Origin of the sequence: Nocardia sp. NPDC060249, assembly GCF_042728755.1 — a bacterium.
Taxonomy (GTDB): domain Bacteria; phylum Actinomycetota; class Actinomycetes; order Mycobacteriales; family Mycobacteriaceae; genus Nocardia.
The window spans coordinates 499,943-517,328 of record NZ_JBHXAQ010000002.1 but is presented as its reverse complement, the minus strand read 5'-3'; the positions used below and the strand labels follow the sequence as shown (position 1 = coordinate 517,328).

Annotated in this window: 15 protein-coding genes and 1 riboswitch; of the genes, 9 read left to right on the top strand and 6 right to left on the bottom strand. The window is 67.9% G+C overall.

The window, feature by feature from the left end; genetic code table 11:
- Positions 1-103 precede the first annotated feature (103 nt).
- Positions 104-1,594 (top strand): sugar transferase, encoded by a 1,491-nt coding sequence (locus ACFWFP_RS09930; protein ID WP_379294355.1) that lies wholly within the window; start codon positions 104-106, stop codon positions 1,592-1,594.
- A 59-nt stretch (positions 1,595-1,653) separates the two neighbouring features.
- Here ACFWFP_RS09930 and ACFWFP_RS09925 read toward each other — a convergent pair whose 3' ends face one another.
- The 3 genes from ACFWFP_RS09925 to ACFWFP_RS09915 are packed head-to-tail and all read right to left on the bottom strand — an operon-like array spanning position 1,654 to position 4,832.
- On the bottom strand, positions 1,654-3,285 hold the full coding sequence (locus ACFWFP_RS09925; protein ID WP_379294354.1) for an ABC transporter permease: 1,632 nt from the start codon (positions 3,283-3,285) through the stop codon (positions 1,654-1,656).
- Entirely contained in the window at positions 3,282-4,208 is a 927-nt protein-coding gene (locus ACFWFP_RS09920; RefSeq protein WP_379294353.1) for an ATP-binding cassette domain-containing protein, read from the bottom strand. The genes ACFWFP_RS09925 and ACFWFP_RS09920 overlap by 4 nt, the downstream gene beginning before the upstream one ends.
- A gap of 3 nt (positions 4,209-4,211) precedes the next feature.
- On the bottom strand, positions 4,212-4,832 hold the full coding sequence (locus ACFWFP_RS09915) for a TetR family transcriptional regulator (RefSeq protein WP_379294351.1): 621 nt from the start codon (positions 4,830-4,832) through the stop codon (positions 4,212-4,214).
- A 101-nt stretch (positions 4,833-4,933) separates the two neighbouring features.
- Here ACFWFP_RS09915 and ACFWFP_RS09910 point away from each other — a divergent pair, with 101 nt between their 5' ends.
- Positions 4,934-6,865, top strand: coding sequence for an acyl-CoA dehydrogenase (locus tag ACFWFP_RS09910; protein WP_379294350.1), 1,932 nt, complete (start codon positions 4,934-4,936; stop codon positions 6,863-6,865).
- Here ACFWFP_RS09910 and ACFWFP_RS09905 read toward each other — a convergent pair.
- The 3 genes from ACFWFP_RS09905 to ACFWFP_RS09895 form a co-directional block, all read right to left on the bottom strand.
- Positions 6,862-7,458: a phosphatase PAP2 family protein gene (locus tag ACFWFP_RS09905; RefSeq protein WP_379294349.1), complete on the bottom strand. Its 597-nt coding sequence runs from the start codon at positions 7,456-7,458 to the stop codon at positions 6,862-6,864. The genes ACFWFP_RS09910 and ACFWFP_RS09905 overlap by 4 nt on opposite strands.
- 31 nt (positions 7,459-7,489) lie before the next feature.
- On the bottom strand, positions 7,490-8,368 hold the full coding sequence (locus tag ACFWFP_RS09900; protein ID WP_379294348.1) for a nuclease-related domain-containing protein: 879 nt from the start codon (positions 8,366-8,368) through the stop codon (positions 7,490-7,492).
- 63 nt (positions 8,369-8,431) lie between these two features.
- The gene (locus tag ACFWFP_RS09895; protein WP_379294347.1) at positions 8,432-9,829 is read right to left on the bottom strand and encodes a DUF2252 domain-containing protein; all 1,398 of its coding nucleotides are present in this window, start codon (positions 9,827-9,829) and stop codon (positions 8,432-8,434) included.
- Positions 9,830-9,950: 121 nt separating this feature from the next.
- Between ACFWFP_RS09895 and ACFWFP_RS09890 the strand changes: the two genes are divergently transcribed.
- The 7 genes from ACFWFP_RS09890 to gcvP all read left to right on the top strand — a co-directional run bounded on the left by ACFWFP_RS09890 (position 9,951) and on the right by gcvP (position 17,074).
- Positions 9,951-10,586: a CDP-alcohol phosphatidyltransferase family protein gene (locus ACFWFP_RS09890; protein ID WP_378631208.1), complete on the top strand. Its 636-nt coding sequence runs from the start codon at positions 9,951-9,953 to the stop codon at positions 10,584-10,586.
- Positions 10,587-10,628: 42 nt separating this feature from the next.
- Positions 10,629-11,027, top strand: a complete 399-nt coding sequence (gcvH, locus tag ACFWFP_RS09885) for a glycine cleavage system protein GcvH (protein WP_379219366.1) — start codon at positions 10,629-10,631, stop codon at positions 11,025-11,027.
- A gap of 177 nt (positions 11,028-11,204) precedes the next feature.
- Positions 11,205-11,690, top strand: coding sequence for an FHA domain-containing protein (locus tag ACFWFP_RS09880; protein ID WP_101462719.1), 486 nt, complete (start codon positions 11,205-11,207; stop codon positions 11,688-11,690).
- Between the two features lie 70 nt (positions 11,691-11,760).
- Positions 11,761-12,549, top strand: a complete 789-nt coding sequence (locus tag ACFWFP_RS09875) for a MerR family transcriptional regulator (protein WP_379294346.1) — start codon at positions 11,761-11,763, stop codon at positions 12,547-12,549.
- 159 nt (positions 12,550-12,708) lie between these two features.
- A complete protein-coding gene (locus tag ACFWFP_RS09870) occupies positions 12,709-13,182 on the top strand; it encodes a bifunctional nuclease family protein (RefSeq protein ID WP_067446263.1) in 474 nt (157 codons plus the stop codon).
- Positions 13,183-13,340: 158 nt separating this feature from the next.
- Positions 13,341-13,898 carry a MerR family transcriptional regulator gene (locus tag ACFWFP_RS09865; RefSeq protein ID WP_131816826.1) on the top strand — a complete coding sequence of 186 codons (558 nt, stop codon included), beginning with the start codon at positions 13,341-13,343 and terminating at the stop codon, positions 13,896-13,898.
- Between the two features lie 102 nt (positions 13,899-14,000).
- Positions 14,001-14,100: riboswitch (glycine riboswitch) on the top strand.
- 163 nt (positions 14,101-14,263) lie between these two features.
- A complete protein-coding gene (gcvP, locus tag ACFWFP_RS09860; RefSeq protein WP_379294345.1) occupies positions 14,264-17,074 on the top strand; it encodes an aminomethyl-transferring glycine dehydrogenase in 2,811 nt (936 codons plus the stop codon).
- Positions 17,075-17,386: the final 312 nt, after the last annotated feature.

The following is a 17,386-nucleotide window of genomic DNA, read 5'->3' as shown; positions in this document are numbered from 1 at the left end:
GGGCGGGTATCGAATCGACGGGAAGTAGGACGGTCGCAAGGCCGCGTTCCGGTCGACGGGGATCGGGAAACGATTCGTCTCCCGAAGGGGAGGGTGTGGGTTCATGAGCTACGAGCTCACCGGTAGTGGCGACGTCGACGTTGTCCAGGTGCTGCGCCGTACACAGCGCGAGAGTTGGCAGACCGTGTTGGTCCAGCGGTTGGCGGTGACCGATGTGATCGCGGTGTTCGGGGCGGTCGCGGCGGCACAGGTCATCCGTTTCGGTGGGCCCGCCGCGCCGCCACTGGCCTGGCCGCTGCCCTACGAGGTCGGCTACTCGGTGGTGTCGCTGGCCTTGGCCGCCGGCTGGCTGGCGCTGCTGCACGGGTACGGCAGCCGGACCCCGCAGGTGGTCGGCACCGGAACCGAGGAGTTCCGCAGGCTGGTGTCGGCGACCCTGCGCCTGTTCGGTGTGCTGGCGATCCTCGCGCTGCTGTTCCGGGTGGAGGTCGCGCGGGGCTATCTCGCCATCGCGTTGCCCGCGGGGCTGTTCGCGCTGGTCGCCGGGCGGTTGGCGTGGCGGTGGCGGTTGCGGCGGTGGCGCGCGCAGGGACGGTGCCACATCGCGGTGCTGGTGGTGGGTTCGCCGGAGGCCGCGCACGCGATGGCGTCGGCGTTCACCGGCGATCCCGCCTCCGGGTATCGCGTGGTCGGCGTGTGCGTGCCCGCGGGATCGGTGGGCGCGCAGTTCGATACGTCCGACGGGCCGTCGGTGCTCGGCGATGATCGCTCGGTGCTGGAGGCGGTGCGTCGCAGTGGCGCCGATTCGGTCGCCGTGGCCGCGACCGATCATCTCGGACCCGCCGAATTGCGGCGGATGGCATGGGCCCTGGATCCACTCGGCGTCGATCTGATCGTCGCGCCCGGCGTCGCCGACATCGCGGAGACGCGGCTGACCAACCGCCTCGTCGCGGGGATGCCGATGCTGCACATCGACCCGCCGCGCTACGGCCGAGCGAAATCGAGCCGTAAAGCGTTGTTCGACTTGTGTTTCGCCGCGACCGTGCTGGTACTCATCGCACCGATGCTGGCCGCCATCGCGATCGCGGTGAAGATGACGAGTGCGGGGCCGGTGTTCTATCTGTCGGAGCGGATCGGGCGCGACGGTGTTCCGTTCCGGATGATCAAGTTCCGCAGCATGCTCGTCGACGCTGACAGCACGGTGGAGGCGCTCATCGAGTGCCACGGTGGAAATCCGTTGTTCTTCAAGGTCAAAGACGATCCGCGGGTGACCGCCGTCGGCCGGTTCCTGCGCAAGTACAGCCTCGACGAGCTGCCCCAGTTCTTCAACGTGTTGCGCGGTGACATGAGCGTCGTCGGGCCACGGCCGCAGGTGCAACGTGAGGTCGACAGCTACGACGGGGAGATGCGACGGCGGCTGCTGGTGAAGCCGGGCGTCACCGGGCTGTGGCAGGTCAGCGGACGGTCGGATCTGTCGCCGGAGGATTCGGTGCGCCTTGACCTGTCCTATGTCGAGAACTGGTCGATGGTGCTGGATCTGGCGCTGATCGCGCGCACCATCGGGGCGGTCACCCGCGGCGACGGCGCGTACTGAACCGGGGCGGTGCGCCGACTCACCACCCCGGCTCGGCCACACGGAGCGCGCTCCGGCGATCAGCGCAGGTCCCGTCGGCGCAAAGCCATGAGCCCCACCAGGATTCCCGCACCCGCGAGGGCGATCAGGCAGGCGATCGGTGCGATGTCGAACGCCGCACCCGGCAGCTTCGGCGGATGGACGAAGGGCACCAGATCGAGGACCCACTGCGGGAAGCTACCCAGCGAGCCCAGCAGGAAGATCACGATCATCGCGCTCAGTACACCCCAGGCAAGTGCCGCGTACTTGGGCAGCGCGCCGAACAACAGCATCGCGATGGCGGTGATCACCCAGACCGCGGGCAGTTGCACCGCGACCGCGCCCAAGGATGCGCCGATCTTGCCGGGAAGGTCGCCGTCCGTCGCACCCCACACGATGCCGATCGCCAGGCCCGCGGACAGCAGTGCCACAGCGGGTCCGCCGATCGCGAACAGCAGGTGGCTCGACGCATAACGCACGCGTCCCACCGCGGCGGCAAGGACCGTCTCGGCGCGGCCCGAGTTCTCCTCCTCGTGCAGCCGCAGCACCGCCGACACGGAGTAGGCGGCCGCCGCGGCGGCCAACATCGTGACGGCGTAGGCGATGAACGCCTTCTCCAGGTCGGCCGACCCGCCCAGCGAGGTGACCACGTCCTGCAGGGTGCCGCTGTCGTCGAGCATGTCGCCGATGCTGTTCACCGCACCGCCGATGAGCAGGCCGTACAGGGCGAAGCCGGTCGTCCAGGCGAGCAGCGAACCGCGCTGCAGGCGCCAGGCCAGACCCACCGGACCCGACAGCGCGCTGCCCGCGACGGCCGGTCCCGGGCGCTCGGCCACCAGGCCCGCACCGATATCGCGGGTCTGCAGCAGCCGATAGGCGAGCAGGGTCGCGCCGGTGCCGAGGGCGGCCAACGGCACCAGCACCCACCAGCGCTCGTCGGCGAACGGGCGGATCTGCAGGCACCAGCCCAGCGGCGAAAACCAGGACAGCACACCGTTTCCCGCGTCGCCGACCGCCCGCACCGCGAAGGCCGCGCCCAAGGTGGCGAACGCGATGCCACGGGCCAGCCGCGCGCCGGTGCTGACCTGAGCGGCGACCGCGGCCACCGCACCCCAGACGACACCGGACCCGGCGAGCGCGGCGCCGAAGGCGACCGAACCGCCGACAGGCAGATCGGTGGCCATCAGCGAAGCGGCACAGGCGATTCCGGCCACTACCGACGCACCGTAGGTGAGCAGCAGCGCTCCGGTGAGGCCGGCGAACCGGCCGATGCTGGTGGCGCCGACCAGTTCCGCGCGCCCGGTCTCCTCCTCGACCCTGGTGTGGCGGATGACCGTGAGTACCGCCGCGATCGCGATCATCGCGTACATCGCCCCGGCCTTCCAGGTGCCGATGGAGCCCAGCGCCGAGCTGAAAACCGGCCCGTACATGGCAATCAGCGCCGGGCTCGCCGCCGTGGTCGTCGCGAAGTGGTCGAGCTGTTCCTGGGTGGTGTAGATGTCCTTGATCGAAACGATCTGCAGCGCGGGCATCAGCCCGATCAGCAGCGACCACAGCGGGGCGACCACCCGGTCGCGGCGCAGGTACAGGCGCAGCATCTGGCCGGTGCCCGCGAATTCGCCTGCGGTGCGCGCTGTTGCGGTGAAATGGGGGAGAGCGGCGGTGGTGGTCATGCGCGCACCTTCTCCGCGGTCTCGGTGTCGACGTGGTAGTGGCGAAGGAACAGATCCTCGAGTGTCGGCGGGGCGCTGGTCAGGCTGCGCACGCCCGCGTCACCGAGCACACGGATCAGGGCGCCGAGATGGTCGGCGTCGACCTGGCAGCGCAGGGTCGAACCGTCGCGTTCGACATCTCCGACACCGGCCATCGCGCTCAGATCGCCGGGATCGCCGATCAGGTCGGCGGTGATGGCGGTGCGGCTCAGATGGCGCAGGTCGTTCAGTGAACCGGATTCCACGGTGCGGCCTGCGCGAATGATCGTCACCCGGTCGCACAGGTGCTCGACCTCGGACAGAATGTGGCTCGACAGCAGTACCGTCGCACCGCGGGCGGCGGCATCGCGCACGCACTCCTGGAAGACCTGCTCCATGAGTGGGTCGAGGCCCGAGGTCGGCTCGTCGAGGATCAGCAGGTCCGCGTTCGCCGAAAAGGCCGATACCAGAGCGACTTTCTGCCGGTTGCCCTTGGAGTAGGTGCGCGCCTTCTTGGTCGGGTCCAGTTCGAAGCGTTCGATCAGTTCGTCGCGTCGTGTCGTATCCAGGCCGCCGCGCATGCGGGCGAGCAGATCGATCGTCTCACCACCCGACAGCGAGGGCCACAAGGTGACATCGCCTGGGACATACGCGATGCGGCGATGCAGTTCGACGGCATCGGTCCACGGATCGCGGCCGAAGACCGCGGCGTCGCCGCCGGTAGCGCGCAGGACGCCGAGCAGGACCCGGATGGTCGTGGACTTTCCCGCGCCGTTGGGACCCAGGAAACCGTGGATTTCGCCGGTACCGACGCGCAGGTCGAGTCCGTCCAGTGCGGTGAAGCGGCCGAACGTTTTGCGCAGGCCCGCGACATCGATGACCCGGTCAGTGGTGGGGGTGGGCATCGTCTACTCCTCGAAAAGGGTGTCGAGCGTGGTGGAATCGGTGAGTAATCCTTGGGTGTAGAGCTCGAGCGCCGGAAAGGTGATCTCGTCGGACAGCTCACGAATCGCCTTGCCGTAGTCGAGTTTTCCTTCGCGCTGTATACGCATCTGGAGATAGAGGTTCATCGCGCCGACGTGGCAGAGCACGATGTAGCGGGCGCGGGCGGCGTGGTCGCGACTCGGCTTGACCTTGCCCTCGTCGACACCGGTCTGCATGTACTGCTCCGCGTCGGTGATCATGTGCTCGAGCAAGGACTCCGCGAGCGGGCCGCCGGCCTGGAAGCTGCGCAGCATGTAGGCCACCAGGGGCGCGTACATCTCGATCTCGGCCATCGCGTTCAAGATCCCCGCGGGACCCGGCGCCTGGAGCGCACGCAACTTCTCGTCGCGAATGATCTCGAGCACACGATCGTCGCAGACCGCACGCAGTCCATCCTTGGAGCCGAAGTGATGGTTCACCAGCCCGGGCGATACCCCGGCTGCGGCGGCGATGGCCCGGACGCCGACACCGAATCCCTGCTCACCGAACAATTCGATCGCGGCATCGCGAATTCTTGCTGCGGTGGTGAGATCAGCTGAACGCATGTTCAATATGTTAAACGCGTGTTCAATCCGTTGGCAAGACTTTCGCCCGATCCGAGTTTCGGGCCTGGGTGACCCACCGTGTGCGGGCTACTGTCGAAGCCATGGCTACCGGCACATCGACGACGGCAGAACATCTCCGCGCAGCGCTGGACGGACCGTGGCGCGCGGTCAGGGAACAGGCACGCACCCAGCTCGCCGGTGAGGAATTCACCGACGACCCCGAACTCGACATCCACGCGGCCAGGGCTCGCGTGCTCGACCAGATGCGGGTCATCGCGACCATGGGCTACCCCGAGCGCGGCTTCCGGCCCGAAAACGGCGGCACCGGCGATCCCGGCGGTGCGGTCATCGGGCTGGAGATGCTGGCCTACACCGACCTGTCGCTGTGGGTGAAATCCGGTGTGCAGTGGGGGCTGTTCGGCGGCGCGGTGGAGAACCTGGGCACCGAACGTCACCGTGACTTCATCAAGCGCCTGATCTCGCTCGACCTGCTCGGCTGTTTCGCGATGACCGAATCCGGGCACGGCAGCGATGTCGCCGATCTGGAGACCACGGCCACCTACGACCCGGCCACCCAGGAATTCGTCGTCAACACCCCGACCCCGTCGGCGCGCAAGGACTACATCGGCGGCGCCGCGGTGCACGCGCGGATGGCCGCAGTGTTCGCCCAGTTGATCGTCGGCGGCGAGAGCAAAGGGGTGCACTGCCTGCTGGTGCCGATCCGTGACGAACTCGGCGCGGACCTGCCCGGCGTCACCACCTACGACGACGGCCTCAAGGGCGGCCTGCCCGGCGTCGACAACGGCCGGATCGTGTTCGACCAGGTGCGGATCCCCCGAGAGAACCTGCTCAATCGCTACGCCGATGTGTCACCGGACGGCACCTACAGCTCGGAGATCGAGAACCCGAGCCGCCGCTTCTTCACGACCCTCGGCACGCTGGTGCGTGGCCGGGTCAGCGTCGGCGGCGCGGCCGCGGCGGGCGCCCGGGTGGCCCTGAGTATCGCCGTGCGCTACGCGCTGGCACGCCGCCAGTTCGCCGACCCCGACACCGGCGAGGAGACTCTGCTGCTGGACTACCGCAGTCACCAGCGCAGGCTGCTGCCGCTGGTGGCGAAGTCGTTCGCGCTGGCCTTCGCCCAGAACGACCTCGTACGCCGGATGGACCTGATCCAGAGCGGGCAGGACACCGAACCGAGCTCACAGCGGGCGCTGGAGAAGCGTGCCGCCGGTCTGAAAGTCGCCCAGACCCGCCACGCCACGCGGGCGATTCAGGAATGCCGCGAAGCCTGCGGCGGTGCGGGCTATCTCACCGAGAACCGCCTCGTCACGCTGAAGGCCGACACCGATGTGTTCACCACCTTCGAAGGCGACAACGTCGTCTTGACCCAGCTCGTGGCGAAGGAACTGCTCACCGCCTACTCCGACGAGGTCCGCGACCTCGACGCACTCGGCTGGGTGCGCTTCGCCGCCACCATGGCCGGCGACGTGGTGCGCAAACGCTCGGGCGTGCGCCAGCTGATCCAGACCCTGCGCGACCGCAACGACGAGTCCGTCGACGAAGGCGACCTGTCCAAACGCGACGTCCAGCTACAGCTGTTCGCCGACCGCGAGGACTACCTGCTGCGCACCGCCGCGCACCGGTTGCGCGCCCGCGCCGCCGATACCGGCCCGTTCGAGGCGTTCAACAACGCCCAGGACCACATCCTGGCCGCCGGCGCCGCGCACATCGACCGGCTCGTGCTGGAGGAATTCGTCGACGGCATCGCCACCATCGAGGACGCGGAGGCCAAGGCGCTGGCCGAAACCGTCTGCGACCTCTTCGTTTACGCCTCGCTGGAGGAGAACCTGGCCTGGTACATCATGCACCGGTTCATGTCGGTGGAGCGGGCCAAGGCGGTGCGGCGCGGGGTGAACGAACTCGTCGACCGCCTGCGCCCGGACGCGCTGACCCTGGTGGAGGCGATGGGTGTGCCCGAGGCGATGCTGCGCGCCGAAATGCTGCACGACGCCAGCGTTTTCGACCGCCGCTAGGCGTCGCGCCGGGCGTGTAGGGCATCGGAGAGCCAGCACAGGCCGATCGCCATCGCCGCGGCCGCCGCCGCCCCACCGAGTACGTCGGTGGGGTGGTGGTAGCCCAATTCGGCCATCGCGGGCGTGATCGCGAGCAGGGCGAGCACCGTGAGCGTCGCGACCGCGATCCGCGCCCGGAGGCCGGCCACCAGGCACGCGAAAGTTGTTGCGACAGCGACCATGTGGACGGTATGTCCGCTGGGATAGGCGAGATGGTCGTCCAGCTGCCGATCCCACAGTGGTTTGAGCAACCAGGTGTTGACCGCCAAGGCGACCTCGGGAACCACCAGCATGGTCACGGCCTGCCACCACTGCCGGTGGAGCGCGAACCAGGCGCAGGCGGCCAGCAGCAGCGCCACGACCACCGGCGCGTTACTCGGCACGACGAGTACCTGCGCGAGGCCCGGTGAGACGGTGTTGCCCGGCACCACGGAATCCAGCTCGCTCGGGCCACCGTTCGCGGGGAAGGTCAGTGGGATCGACGCGGTCAGTGCGGCGCCGATGCCGATCGCTGTCACCCGGACAACGCGGGCACTACCGACACGGTCGATCACGAAGGCGACGATAGCCGCCGTCGGGCCCCGCTCAGGCCGGACCGTAGGTGAGTACCGCCGTGACCAGGAACCACAGCACCCACACGATGGCCACGATCATGCCGAGAGCGAGAGTGATCCGCAGGAAGGCCCGGCCGAAATCGAGATCGCCGCCGACTCGCGGATACAGCTTCCACGGGCTGTACCACGGCGCGACCATGCCCCGGGACTGCGCCTGGCGGGCGATCTCGGCCTGTTCCTCGGCATAGGTCTCCGCGGCAGCCTGGGTGGGCCCGCCGTGCCACAGCGTCACGTCGATCGGGCCGAGGAAGCCCTCGTTGAGCAGATCCTGCGGTGCGGGCAGGAACGGCAGGATGCCGAGGCCGCGGAACGCGATGGCGACGTCGTTGGCCGTCCAGAGATTGTGTTCCTTCTCGGCCAGCAATTCGAAGTAGAGCTCGAGCCGGTGCGGGTCGTCGGTGACGATCACATCGAAGCTCGGGTCGCTCCAGCCCTGGTGCACGTCGATCTGGGCGCCGGGCATCGGCACGATCAGGCCGAGACCGTGCACCGCGCGCTGGCCGAGCCCGCGCGCGGCGAGATAGTCCTGCAGGGCGAAGGTGTGATCACGCGACCGTTCCAGCGGCGTCGACTTCTCCGCGCCCGAGAACTGGGCGAGTTCGCCGGAAACCATCCACGGGCCGTTGAGCGGGATCTCCAGCACGCCGTCCTGCGGGGCGGTGAACGTCTCCGCCTCGATGATCACGCAACTGGTCGGGGTCCAGACCACCGCGTCGAACTGATGCAGCCGATCCTGGTGGAACAGGCTGCAGTTGATCGTGGCGACGCCGTGCGGGCTCGCCGGGTCCTTCCATGTACGCAACCAGTCGATCAGTGCCGCCTCGGCATCGCTGCCTGCCGCATTCTGCACGCGCACGAGCATGGAGACCGCCCTTCGTTGTGCCGAGAACCGTTGGCGTACATCGTAGCTCGATCAATCCTGTTCGGCGGCGAGCGTACCCGCGTCCACGGCCGCGACGAGGTCGGCGTGATCGGCCTCGGTGCGGTCGGCGTAGCGCACCGCGTAGCGGGCCACCGAGTCCTCGAACCGGTCGTCGTCGTCATCGTCGGTTTCCAGATACCCCGCCAGCGCGCGCGGGTCGAGGGAGCGGGCGTGCGCTCGGGCCAGCAGGGCGCCCGCGAGCCGGCCGTAGTCGTCGAGATCGTCGGCGGACAGGGCCGCCGGGTCGATACTGCCCTTGAGGTTGCGGAACTGACGCACGATGAAGGGCAGTGGCCCGTCCAGTTCGATGGTCGTCCAACCGAGCAGGATGTCGGTCTCGGACTGCACGCTCCGCGCGCCGACCACGATCCGTTCGCCTTCGTGCCGGGGCTCGGTGGGCAGCAGGAACGGGGTGAGGGCGGACGGGCGCGCCTGCTTGACCTGCAACACCACCGCCTCGCCGTCGTTGCCGTGCAACAGCGCCACATAGCTGTGCAGGCCGACGCTGCCGGTGCCGACGATGCGGAACGCGACATCGGAGACCGCGAACCTGGCCAGCAGATTGCGCCGGGACTCCCGGATGGTGCCCGCGTAGCGTTCCAAGCCGTCGATCACGGCTTCCGACACCGGCGTGTCGACCGAGGTCAGCACGGGCGGATCGCTGACGAAACGGTGTTTGCGGATGTCGGTCTCGTGGTCGTCGAGGTGCTCGGTCCATTTCGCCACCACCTTGGCGCTGGTGTTCTTGCGGGCCTTCTTCGCGGCCTTCTTGAAGTCGTCGAGCAGGTCTTCGGCTTTGGCGCTGGTGAGAATCGACTCGTCGGGCAGCGCGGTCCAGGACTGCATGAACGGCATGTCGGCCAATTCGCCGACGGTACGGCGGTAGGAACGGGCCGCATCGCGTGCCGCGCGCAGGCAGTCGTCCTCGTCGACGCCGCTCTCACGTCCCGCCAGCACAAGGCTGGCCGCCAGACGTTCCAGATCCCACTCCCACGGGCCGAGGACCGTCTCGTCGAAATCATTGATATCCATCACGATCTCGCCACGTTGGGTGCCGTAGAGGCCGAAGTTGGCGGCGTGGGCGTCACCACAGATCTGGGCGGCCAGACCACTGTCCGGTCCGGCGGCCAGATCGGCGGCCATCAGGCCCGCGGCGCCGCGGAAGAAGGTGAACGGTGAGGCGATCATCCGCCCGATCCGCAACGGGATCAGACGTTCGATCCGGCCACGGTTGCTGAGGTCGATGAATTCGCGCACCGTCGGTCGATCGGGGCTCGCCGCGGCGCGGTCACGCTCGGTGACGGGCACCCGCAGCCTGGCAGCCCGGCCACGTTCGCGGGCGTCCTCGGCGGAGACGTAGGAACGCAGATCAATACCACTGTCGGACACGAGTGCCGAGGTTAGCCGGTTGCCGCGCGCCGGGCAGCGCGGCGCTCGGGACACAGCGGAGTTGACGGCGTTTCGGCGTGGCCGGATGGCGCCGGACGGGGTCGGTGCGGTAAGCAGGGGCGTGGCAACCGAATCAGGAACGCCGGGCACGCACGACACCGAAACCGGTGGTGTGTTCAGCGACCGCATCCTGACCGTGCCCAACGCGCTGAGCGTGGTGCGGTTGATCGGCATCCCCGTCTTCCTCTGGCTCCTGCTGGTCCGCCACGCCGACGGCTGGGCCTTCGCCTTGCTGATCGCCAGCGGCTTCACCGATTTCCTCGACGGCAAACTCGCCCGATTGCTCGATCAGTCCTCGCGTCTGGGAGCGCTGCTCGACCCGCTCGTCGACCGGCTGTACCTGGTGACGACCCTGGTGGCCTTCGTCGTGCGCGGCCTGCTGCCGTGGTGGCTGGCGGTGATCTTGATCGCACGCGATCTGGTACTCACCGCGACCCTTTCGGTCTACAAGCGGCGCGAACTTCCCGCGCCGGAAGTGATCTACCTGGGAAAAGCGGCCACTTTCGCGCTGATGTCGGCGCTGCCGTGGATATTGACCGGGGAGATGGACTGGGCGGGGGCGAGTTTCGGGTGGGCCTTCGGCTGGGCACTACTGATCTGGGGTACGGCACTCTACGTCTGGACCGGGCTGCTCTACGCGGGGCTCGCGGTCGCGGTCGCGCGATCGATACCGCCTGTGCCGCACCGTGGGAGCTAGTCGATACTGTTGCGTGCAACGTCGACGATGAAAGGACGTCCAGTGACCCGGACCCCTGAGGAACTGCGCTACACCGAAGAGCACGAATGGGTGCGGCGGACCAGCCCCACGGCGGTCCGTGTCGGCATCACCGATTACGCCCAGTCACAGCTGGGTGACGTCGTGTTCGTCCAGCTGCCCGACGTCGACAAAGACGTGACCGTCGGTGACAGCATCGCCGAGGTCGAGTCGACCAAGAGCGTGTCCGACATCTACGCTCCGCTCACCGGCAAAGTCGTTGCGGTGAACGAGGATCTGGTCCAGACGCCGGAGACGCTCAACGAAGATCCCTACAACGAGGGATGGCTGTTCGAGCTCGCGTTCGACGACGAGGCAACGCTCGATTCCGCCCTCGGTGAACTGCTGGATGCAGCGGGTTACCAAGGAGTTATCGGGGGCTGACTCAGCCTTCACAGTTCTCCCTGCACGGGCACGCCCCGGCAGGGTACGGTCAAAGCCAAGCGGATACGTCGGGGAATCGACGCCGGGATCTTTTCCTGGCGATGTGATCGCGCCGGTCGTGTCGCCGAATACAGCACCTGCTTGCATGGATAATCAGGTTCGAGGAGGAGAGAAACGGTGAGCGAGAACAGGGACCCGGGTTACGGGGAAACCGCGGCCGAGACGACGTCGGTCTTCCGCGCGGACTTCCTCAACGAGGTCGACGCGTCGCGCTCCGCAGAGCCGACCGGCGAACAGCCGGTTCAGGGCGTCGAGGGCCTGCCGGCCGGTGCGGCCCTCCTGGTGGTCAAGCGTGGCCCGAACGCGGGCTCGCGTTTCCTGCTGGATCAGCCGACCACTTCGGCCGGCCGCCATCCCGACAGTGACATCTTCCTGGATGACGTCACCGTCAGCCGTCGGCATGCCGAGTTCCGTCAGGACGACGACTCGTTCCAGGTCGTCGATGTGGGCAGCCTCAACGGCACCTACGTCAACCGGGAGCCGGTGGACTCCTCGGAGCTGCAGAACGGCGACGAGGTCCAGATCGGCAAGTTCCGGCTGGTCTTCCTGACCGGGCCGCGCACGCAGGCGAACGAGTCGGCGTCGGGCGCGGGGTCGCGATGACCCCAACGGTACTGGTGCCCGTAACGGGCACAGTGCTGTGACAGGGGCGGCGCAGTGGGCGCGCGGAGGGATGTCGATCGGCTCCGTACTCGACCTGCTGCGACCAGATTTTCCTGATATCACCATCTCCAAGATCCGGTTCCTCGAATCCGAGGGCCTGATCCGGCCGGAACGGACACCGTCGGGATACCGGCGGTTCTCGGTGGCCGACTACGAACGGCTGCGTTTCGTGCTGACCGCGCAACGCGATCAGTACCTGCCGTTGAAGGTGATCAAGGAGCAGTTGGAAGCGATCGACAGTGGTGCGGCGACGTTGGGCGTGCGTGAAGCGCGCGCCCGCGCGCACTCCCACCACGGATCCGCGGAGGCCGGGCACGGTGTGCCCGGCTCCGCGGACGCCGATGCCGAGCCGACGAGCCCGGCCGCGCCGCGTCGCCTCGGCATCGTGACGGGCGCGATCACGCCCGAGGAATTGCGTGTCGACATCGGCGTGCGGCTCACCAGGTCCGACCTGCTGGCCAAGGCCGACATCGACGACCGTTTCCTCGACGATCTGCTGCGCGCGGGACTCATCGTCGCCGGTGCGGGCGGGTTCTTCGAATCCGATGCGGTAACGCTCGCGCACGCGGCGAAGGCGATGGCCGAGTTCGGCTTGGAGGCACGTCATCTGCGCGCCTTCAAACTCGCCGCCGATCGCGAGGCGGCGCTGATCGCGCAGATCGCCGCGCCCATCGCGAAGAGTCGCGATGCCGATGCGCGCGCTCGCGCCGAGGAGACCGTCCGCGAACTCGCGGCGCTGTCGCTGAACCTGCACGCCGCATTGGTCAAAGCCGCGGTGCGCACAGCCCTCGGCGGCTGACACACCCGGCCTGGTGATCAGGTATCGCCCCGGCTACACACCGATTTCGGCTCGAACGTCTTTCTTGCACGCCCCAGAATTCGCCTAGACTCGTTGATACGGCGAGCTGTGCAGCTGTCGTGCCGGCCGGCGGCCGAGTATGGGAGGCAGGACTTACTCATGAGCGAGATGCGTGTCATCGGCATCCGTGTCGAGCAGCCACAGAACCAGCCCGTGCTGCTGCTGCGGGAGGCTTCGGGGGAGCGGTATCTGCCGATCTGGATCGGGCAGGCCGAGGCCACCGCGATCGTGCTCGAGCAGGAGGGGGTCACGCCGATCCGCCCGCTCACTCACGATCTGATCAAGATTCTGATCACCGAGCTGGGACACACACTCAAGGAAGTGCGGATCGTGGATCTGCAGGAAGGCACCTTCTACGCCGATCTGGTCTTCGACGGCGACCTGCGGGTCTCGGCGCGGCCGTCGGACTCGGTGGCGATCGCCTTGCGCGTCGGGTGCCCGATCTACGCCGAAGAACCGGTGCTCGCTGAGGCGGGCTTGGTGATGCCCGACGAACGCGAGGACGAGGTGGAGAAGTTCAAGGAGTTCTTGGAGTCGGTTTCGCCCGACGACTTCAAGGCGACCGACAGCTGATCGCAATCTTCTAAACCTTAAGTAGAGGTCCAGGGAATCGCGGCGTTTGGTGCTTGGTGTGACAACACCGCAGGTCCGACAATGGCAGGAGTAACCTCGAAAGTCGGGCAACATCCGTCGTGACTCCGACCCGAGAACGTCGGCAGAAGGAGCGATCAGTGGAAGAACAAACGCAGGATGTCGTACAGCCTGGCTTGTTCCCGGACGACTCGGTTCCGGATGATCTGGTCGGCTACCGGGTGCCGAGCGCGTGTCAGGTCGCCGGGATCACCTACCGTCAGCTCGACTACTGGGCCCGGACCGGGCTGGTCGTGCCGTCGATCCGTGGCGCGGCGGGATCGGGCAGCCAGCGGCTGTACTCGTTCAAGGACATCCTTGTCCTCAAGATCGTGAAGCGGCTGCTGGACGCGGGCATCTCTTTACAGAACATCCGGATCGCCGTCGATCACCTGCGCAGTCGTGGCGTGGGCGATCTGGCCGGGATCACCCTGTTCTCCGACGGAACCTCGGTGTACGAGTGCACCTCGCCCGAGGAAGTCGTCGATTTACTGCAGGGCGGACAGGGCGTGTTCGGCATCGCCGTCGGTGGCGCCATGCGTGAGCTGACCGGCGCGATCGCGGATTTCCCCGCCGAGCGGGCCACCGCGATCACCGACCGCCCCGAGGACGAACTGTCCTTCCGCCGCAAGGTGCGCGAGAACCGAAAAACCGGCTAGCGGTGCCGCGTGCTCGCGCGGGCACAGTGACGAGCACTACACCCCCGGCGTGCCCCTGGTGGCGCGACCGGGGGTTTGCTGCATCTAGAATCAGTGGTGCGTCGCCGCCGTGCGGGAGAGTCCTCGGTTCGTGAGAATCGGGGCGCCGAAGGAGCAGCACCTCCCCGTCAATCTCTCAGGCAACAGGGACCGCACGGTGATTCGACGCCTCTGGAAAGCGGTGGCATCCGGCTGCCCGCCCACGGGGAAAGGGGCACGGTCTTCCCATTTCGGGGCCGCGTTTCCGAATCTCTCAGGCGCACAGACAGAGGGGGAGGGCTGGTACCCGTCGACCACGAGGTCGACCCGCCCGACCTGGAGCTGCCGTGACCCGTTCGTTCGCCGACCGCCACATCGGACCCGATTCCGACGAACTCGCCCGGATCCTCGCGACCATCGGCGTCGAGTCCATCGACGCACTCGCGACCACGGCGTTGCCCGCCACGATCCTCGACGAGTCCGGCCTCGGCGCGCTGCCCGCGCCCGCCTCCGAGCACGAGGTGCTCGAGGAACTGGCCGCGCTGGCGCAGGCGAACACCGTCGCCACCTCGATGATCGGGCTGGGCTACTACGACACCCTCACCCCGCCGGTGCTGGTGCGCAATCTGCTCGAGAACCCCGCCTGGTACACCGCCTACACCCCGTACCAGCCCGAGATCAGCCAGGGCAGGCTCGAGGCGCTGCTCAACTTCCAGACCATGGTGTCGGACCTGACCGGCATGGACGTCGCCAACGCCTCCATGCTCGACGAGGCCACCGCCGCGGCCGAAGCGATGACGCTGCTGCGCCGCGCGGGCAAGTCCAAGTCGAACCGGCTGCTGATCGACGCCGACCTGTTCCCGCAGACCAAGACCATCATCGGCACCAGGGCCGAGCCGCTCGGCATCGAGATCATCGAGGCCGACCTGTCGACCGGGGAACTGCCCGACGGCGAGTTCTTCGGCGTGATCGTGCAGACCCCGGGCGCCTCGGGCCACATCGTCGACTGGACCTCGCTGTTCGCCGCCGCCCACGCGCGTGGCGCGCTGGTCGCCGCAGGCGCCGATCTGCTCGCGATGACGCTGAGCACCCCGCCCGGTGAGCAGGGCGCTGATGTCTGCTTCGGCACCACCCAGCGCTTCGGCGTGCCGATGGGCTTCGGCGGCCCGCATGCCGGTTACCTGGCTGTGCGTACCGCTTTCGCCCGTCAGTTGCCCGGTCGCCTGGTCGGCGTGTCCGTCGACGCCGACGGCGCGCCCGCGTACCGCCTGGCGCTGCAGACCCGCGAGCAGCACATCCGCCGCGAGAAGGCCACCTCGAACATCTGTACCGCCCAGGTGCTGCTGGCCATCGTCGCCGCGATGTACGCGAGCTACCACGGTGCCAACGGCCTGCGCGCCATCGCGCGCCGGGTGCACGAGCACGCCGCCGCCGTCGCGGCAGGCCTCGGCGGGGCCGTTGTGCACAGCGCCTTCTTCGACACTGTGCTCGCGCACGTGCCCGGCGGCGCGGAAGCCGTTGTCGCCAAGGCGAAGTCGAAAGGCATCAACCTGCGCCTGGTCGACGCCGACCATGTCGCCATCGCCTGTGACGAGGCCACCACCGACGCGCATGTCGCGGCCGTCGTCGAATCCTTCGGCACCGCCCTGACCCCCGACGCGGGCGCGGGCACCGAGCCCGCCGCGATCGAGACGCGTACCTCGGACTACCTGACCCACCCGGCCTTCACCCGCCACCACACCGAGACCGCCATGCTGCGCTACCTGCGCGCGCTCTCGGACAAGGACATCGCGCTGGACCGCAGCATGATTCCGCTCGGTTCGTGCACCATGAAGCTCAACGCGACCGCGGAGATGGAGCCCATCACCTGGCCCGGCTTCGCCCGACTGCACCCCTTCGCGCCCACCGAGGACACCCCGGGCATCCGCACGCTGATCGCCGATCTCGAGCAGTGGCTGTCCGAGATCACCGGCTACGACGCGGTGAGCCTGCAGCCCAACGCCGGGAGCCAGGGCGAGTACGCGGGCCTGCTCGCGATCCGCCGCTACCACCTCGATCGCGGCGACGACCACCGCGACACCTGCCTCATCCCGTCCAGCGCGCACGGCACCAACGCGGCCTCGGCGGCGATGGTCGGCATGCGCGTGGAGGTGGTGAAGTGCCGCGCGAACGGTGACGTCGACCTCGACGACCTGCGCGCCAAGATCGCCGACCACGCCGACCGGCTGGCCTGCATCATGATCACCTACCCGTCCACCCACGGCGTCTACGAGCACGAGGTCGCCGAGTTGTGCGCGCTCGTGCACGATGCCGGCGGCCAGGTGTACGTCGACGGCGCGAATCTCAATGCCCTTGTCGGCCTTGCCCGTCCGGGCCGCTTCGGCGGCGATGTGAGCCACCTGAACCTGCACAAGACCTTCTGTATCCCGCACGGTGGCGGCGGTCCCGGTGTCGGCCCGGTCGCGGTGCGCTCGCACCTGGCGCAGTACCTGCCCGGTGACCCGCTGGAAGCGGGCTCGCACGCGGTGTCGGCGGCGAACTACGGTTCCGCGTCGATTCTGCCGATCACCTGGGCCTACATCCGGATGATGGGCGCCGAGGGCCTGCGCGCGGCGACGCTGACCGCGATCGCGTCCGCCAACTACATCGCCCGCCGCCTCGACGCCTACTTCCCGGTGCTCTACACCGGCGAGAACGGCATGGTCGCCCACGAGTGCATCCTGGATCTGCGGGAGATCACCAAGCAGACCGGCGTCACCGTCGACGATGTGGCCAAGCGACTGGCCGACTACGGTTTCCATGCGCCGACCATGAGCTTCCCGGTCGCGGGCACCCTGATGGTGGAACCCACCGAGAGCGAGAACCTCGAAGAGATCGACGAGTTCGTCGCCGCCATGATCGCCATCCGTGGCGAGATCGACCAGGTCGCGGCCGGTGTGTGGCCGGTGACCGACAACCCACTGCGCGGTGCGCCGCACACCGCGGCCAGCCTGGTCGCCGAGTGGAGTCATCCCTACAGCCGGGAGACCGCGGTGTACCCGCGCGGTATCGGCCATGCCCGCCCGAAGGTCTGGCCGTCGGTGCGGCGCATCGACGGTGCGTTCGGTGACCGCAATCTGGTGTGCTCGTGCCCGCCGCTGGATGCCTACGAAGACTGATCAGTAGTCCGGACAACGGGCCCCGCCGATCTTGTCGGCGGGGCCCGTTGTGGTCGGTCCGGGTCCGGTGACCGTGCAATCGCGGCATGGTTGCCGTCAGTGAATTCTCATCGGCCGAACTCGCGGCGCGTCACATACCCACTGTCTTGTTTCTAGCCATTCAAGAAATGTCCAGTTTGTCTCGCGGCGTTTAAATGGTCTCGCTATTAAGTCAAGCCCCGAATATCGGTGGCAAACGAATTGGTATATCCGCTGCACGACACGCGCAGTGTCGGGATGTATCGATCAAATCCGACGCCTTGGTTTGTTTTC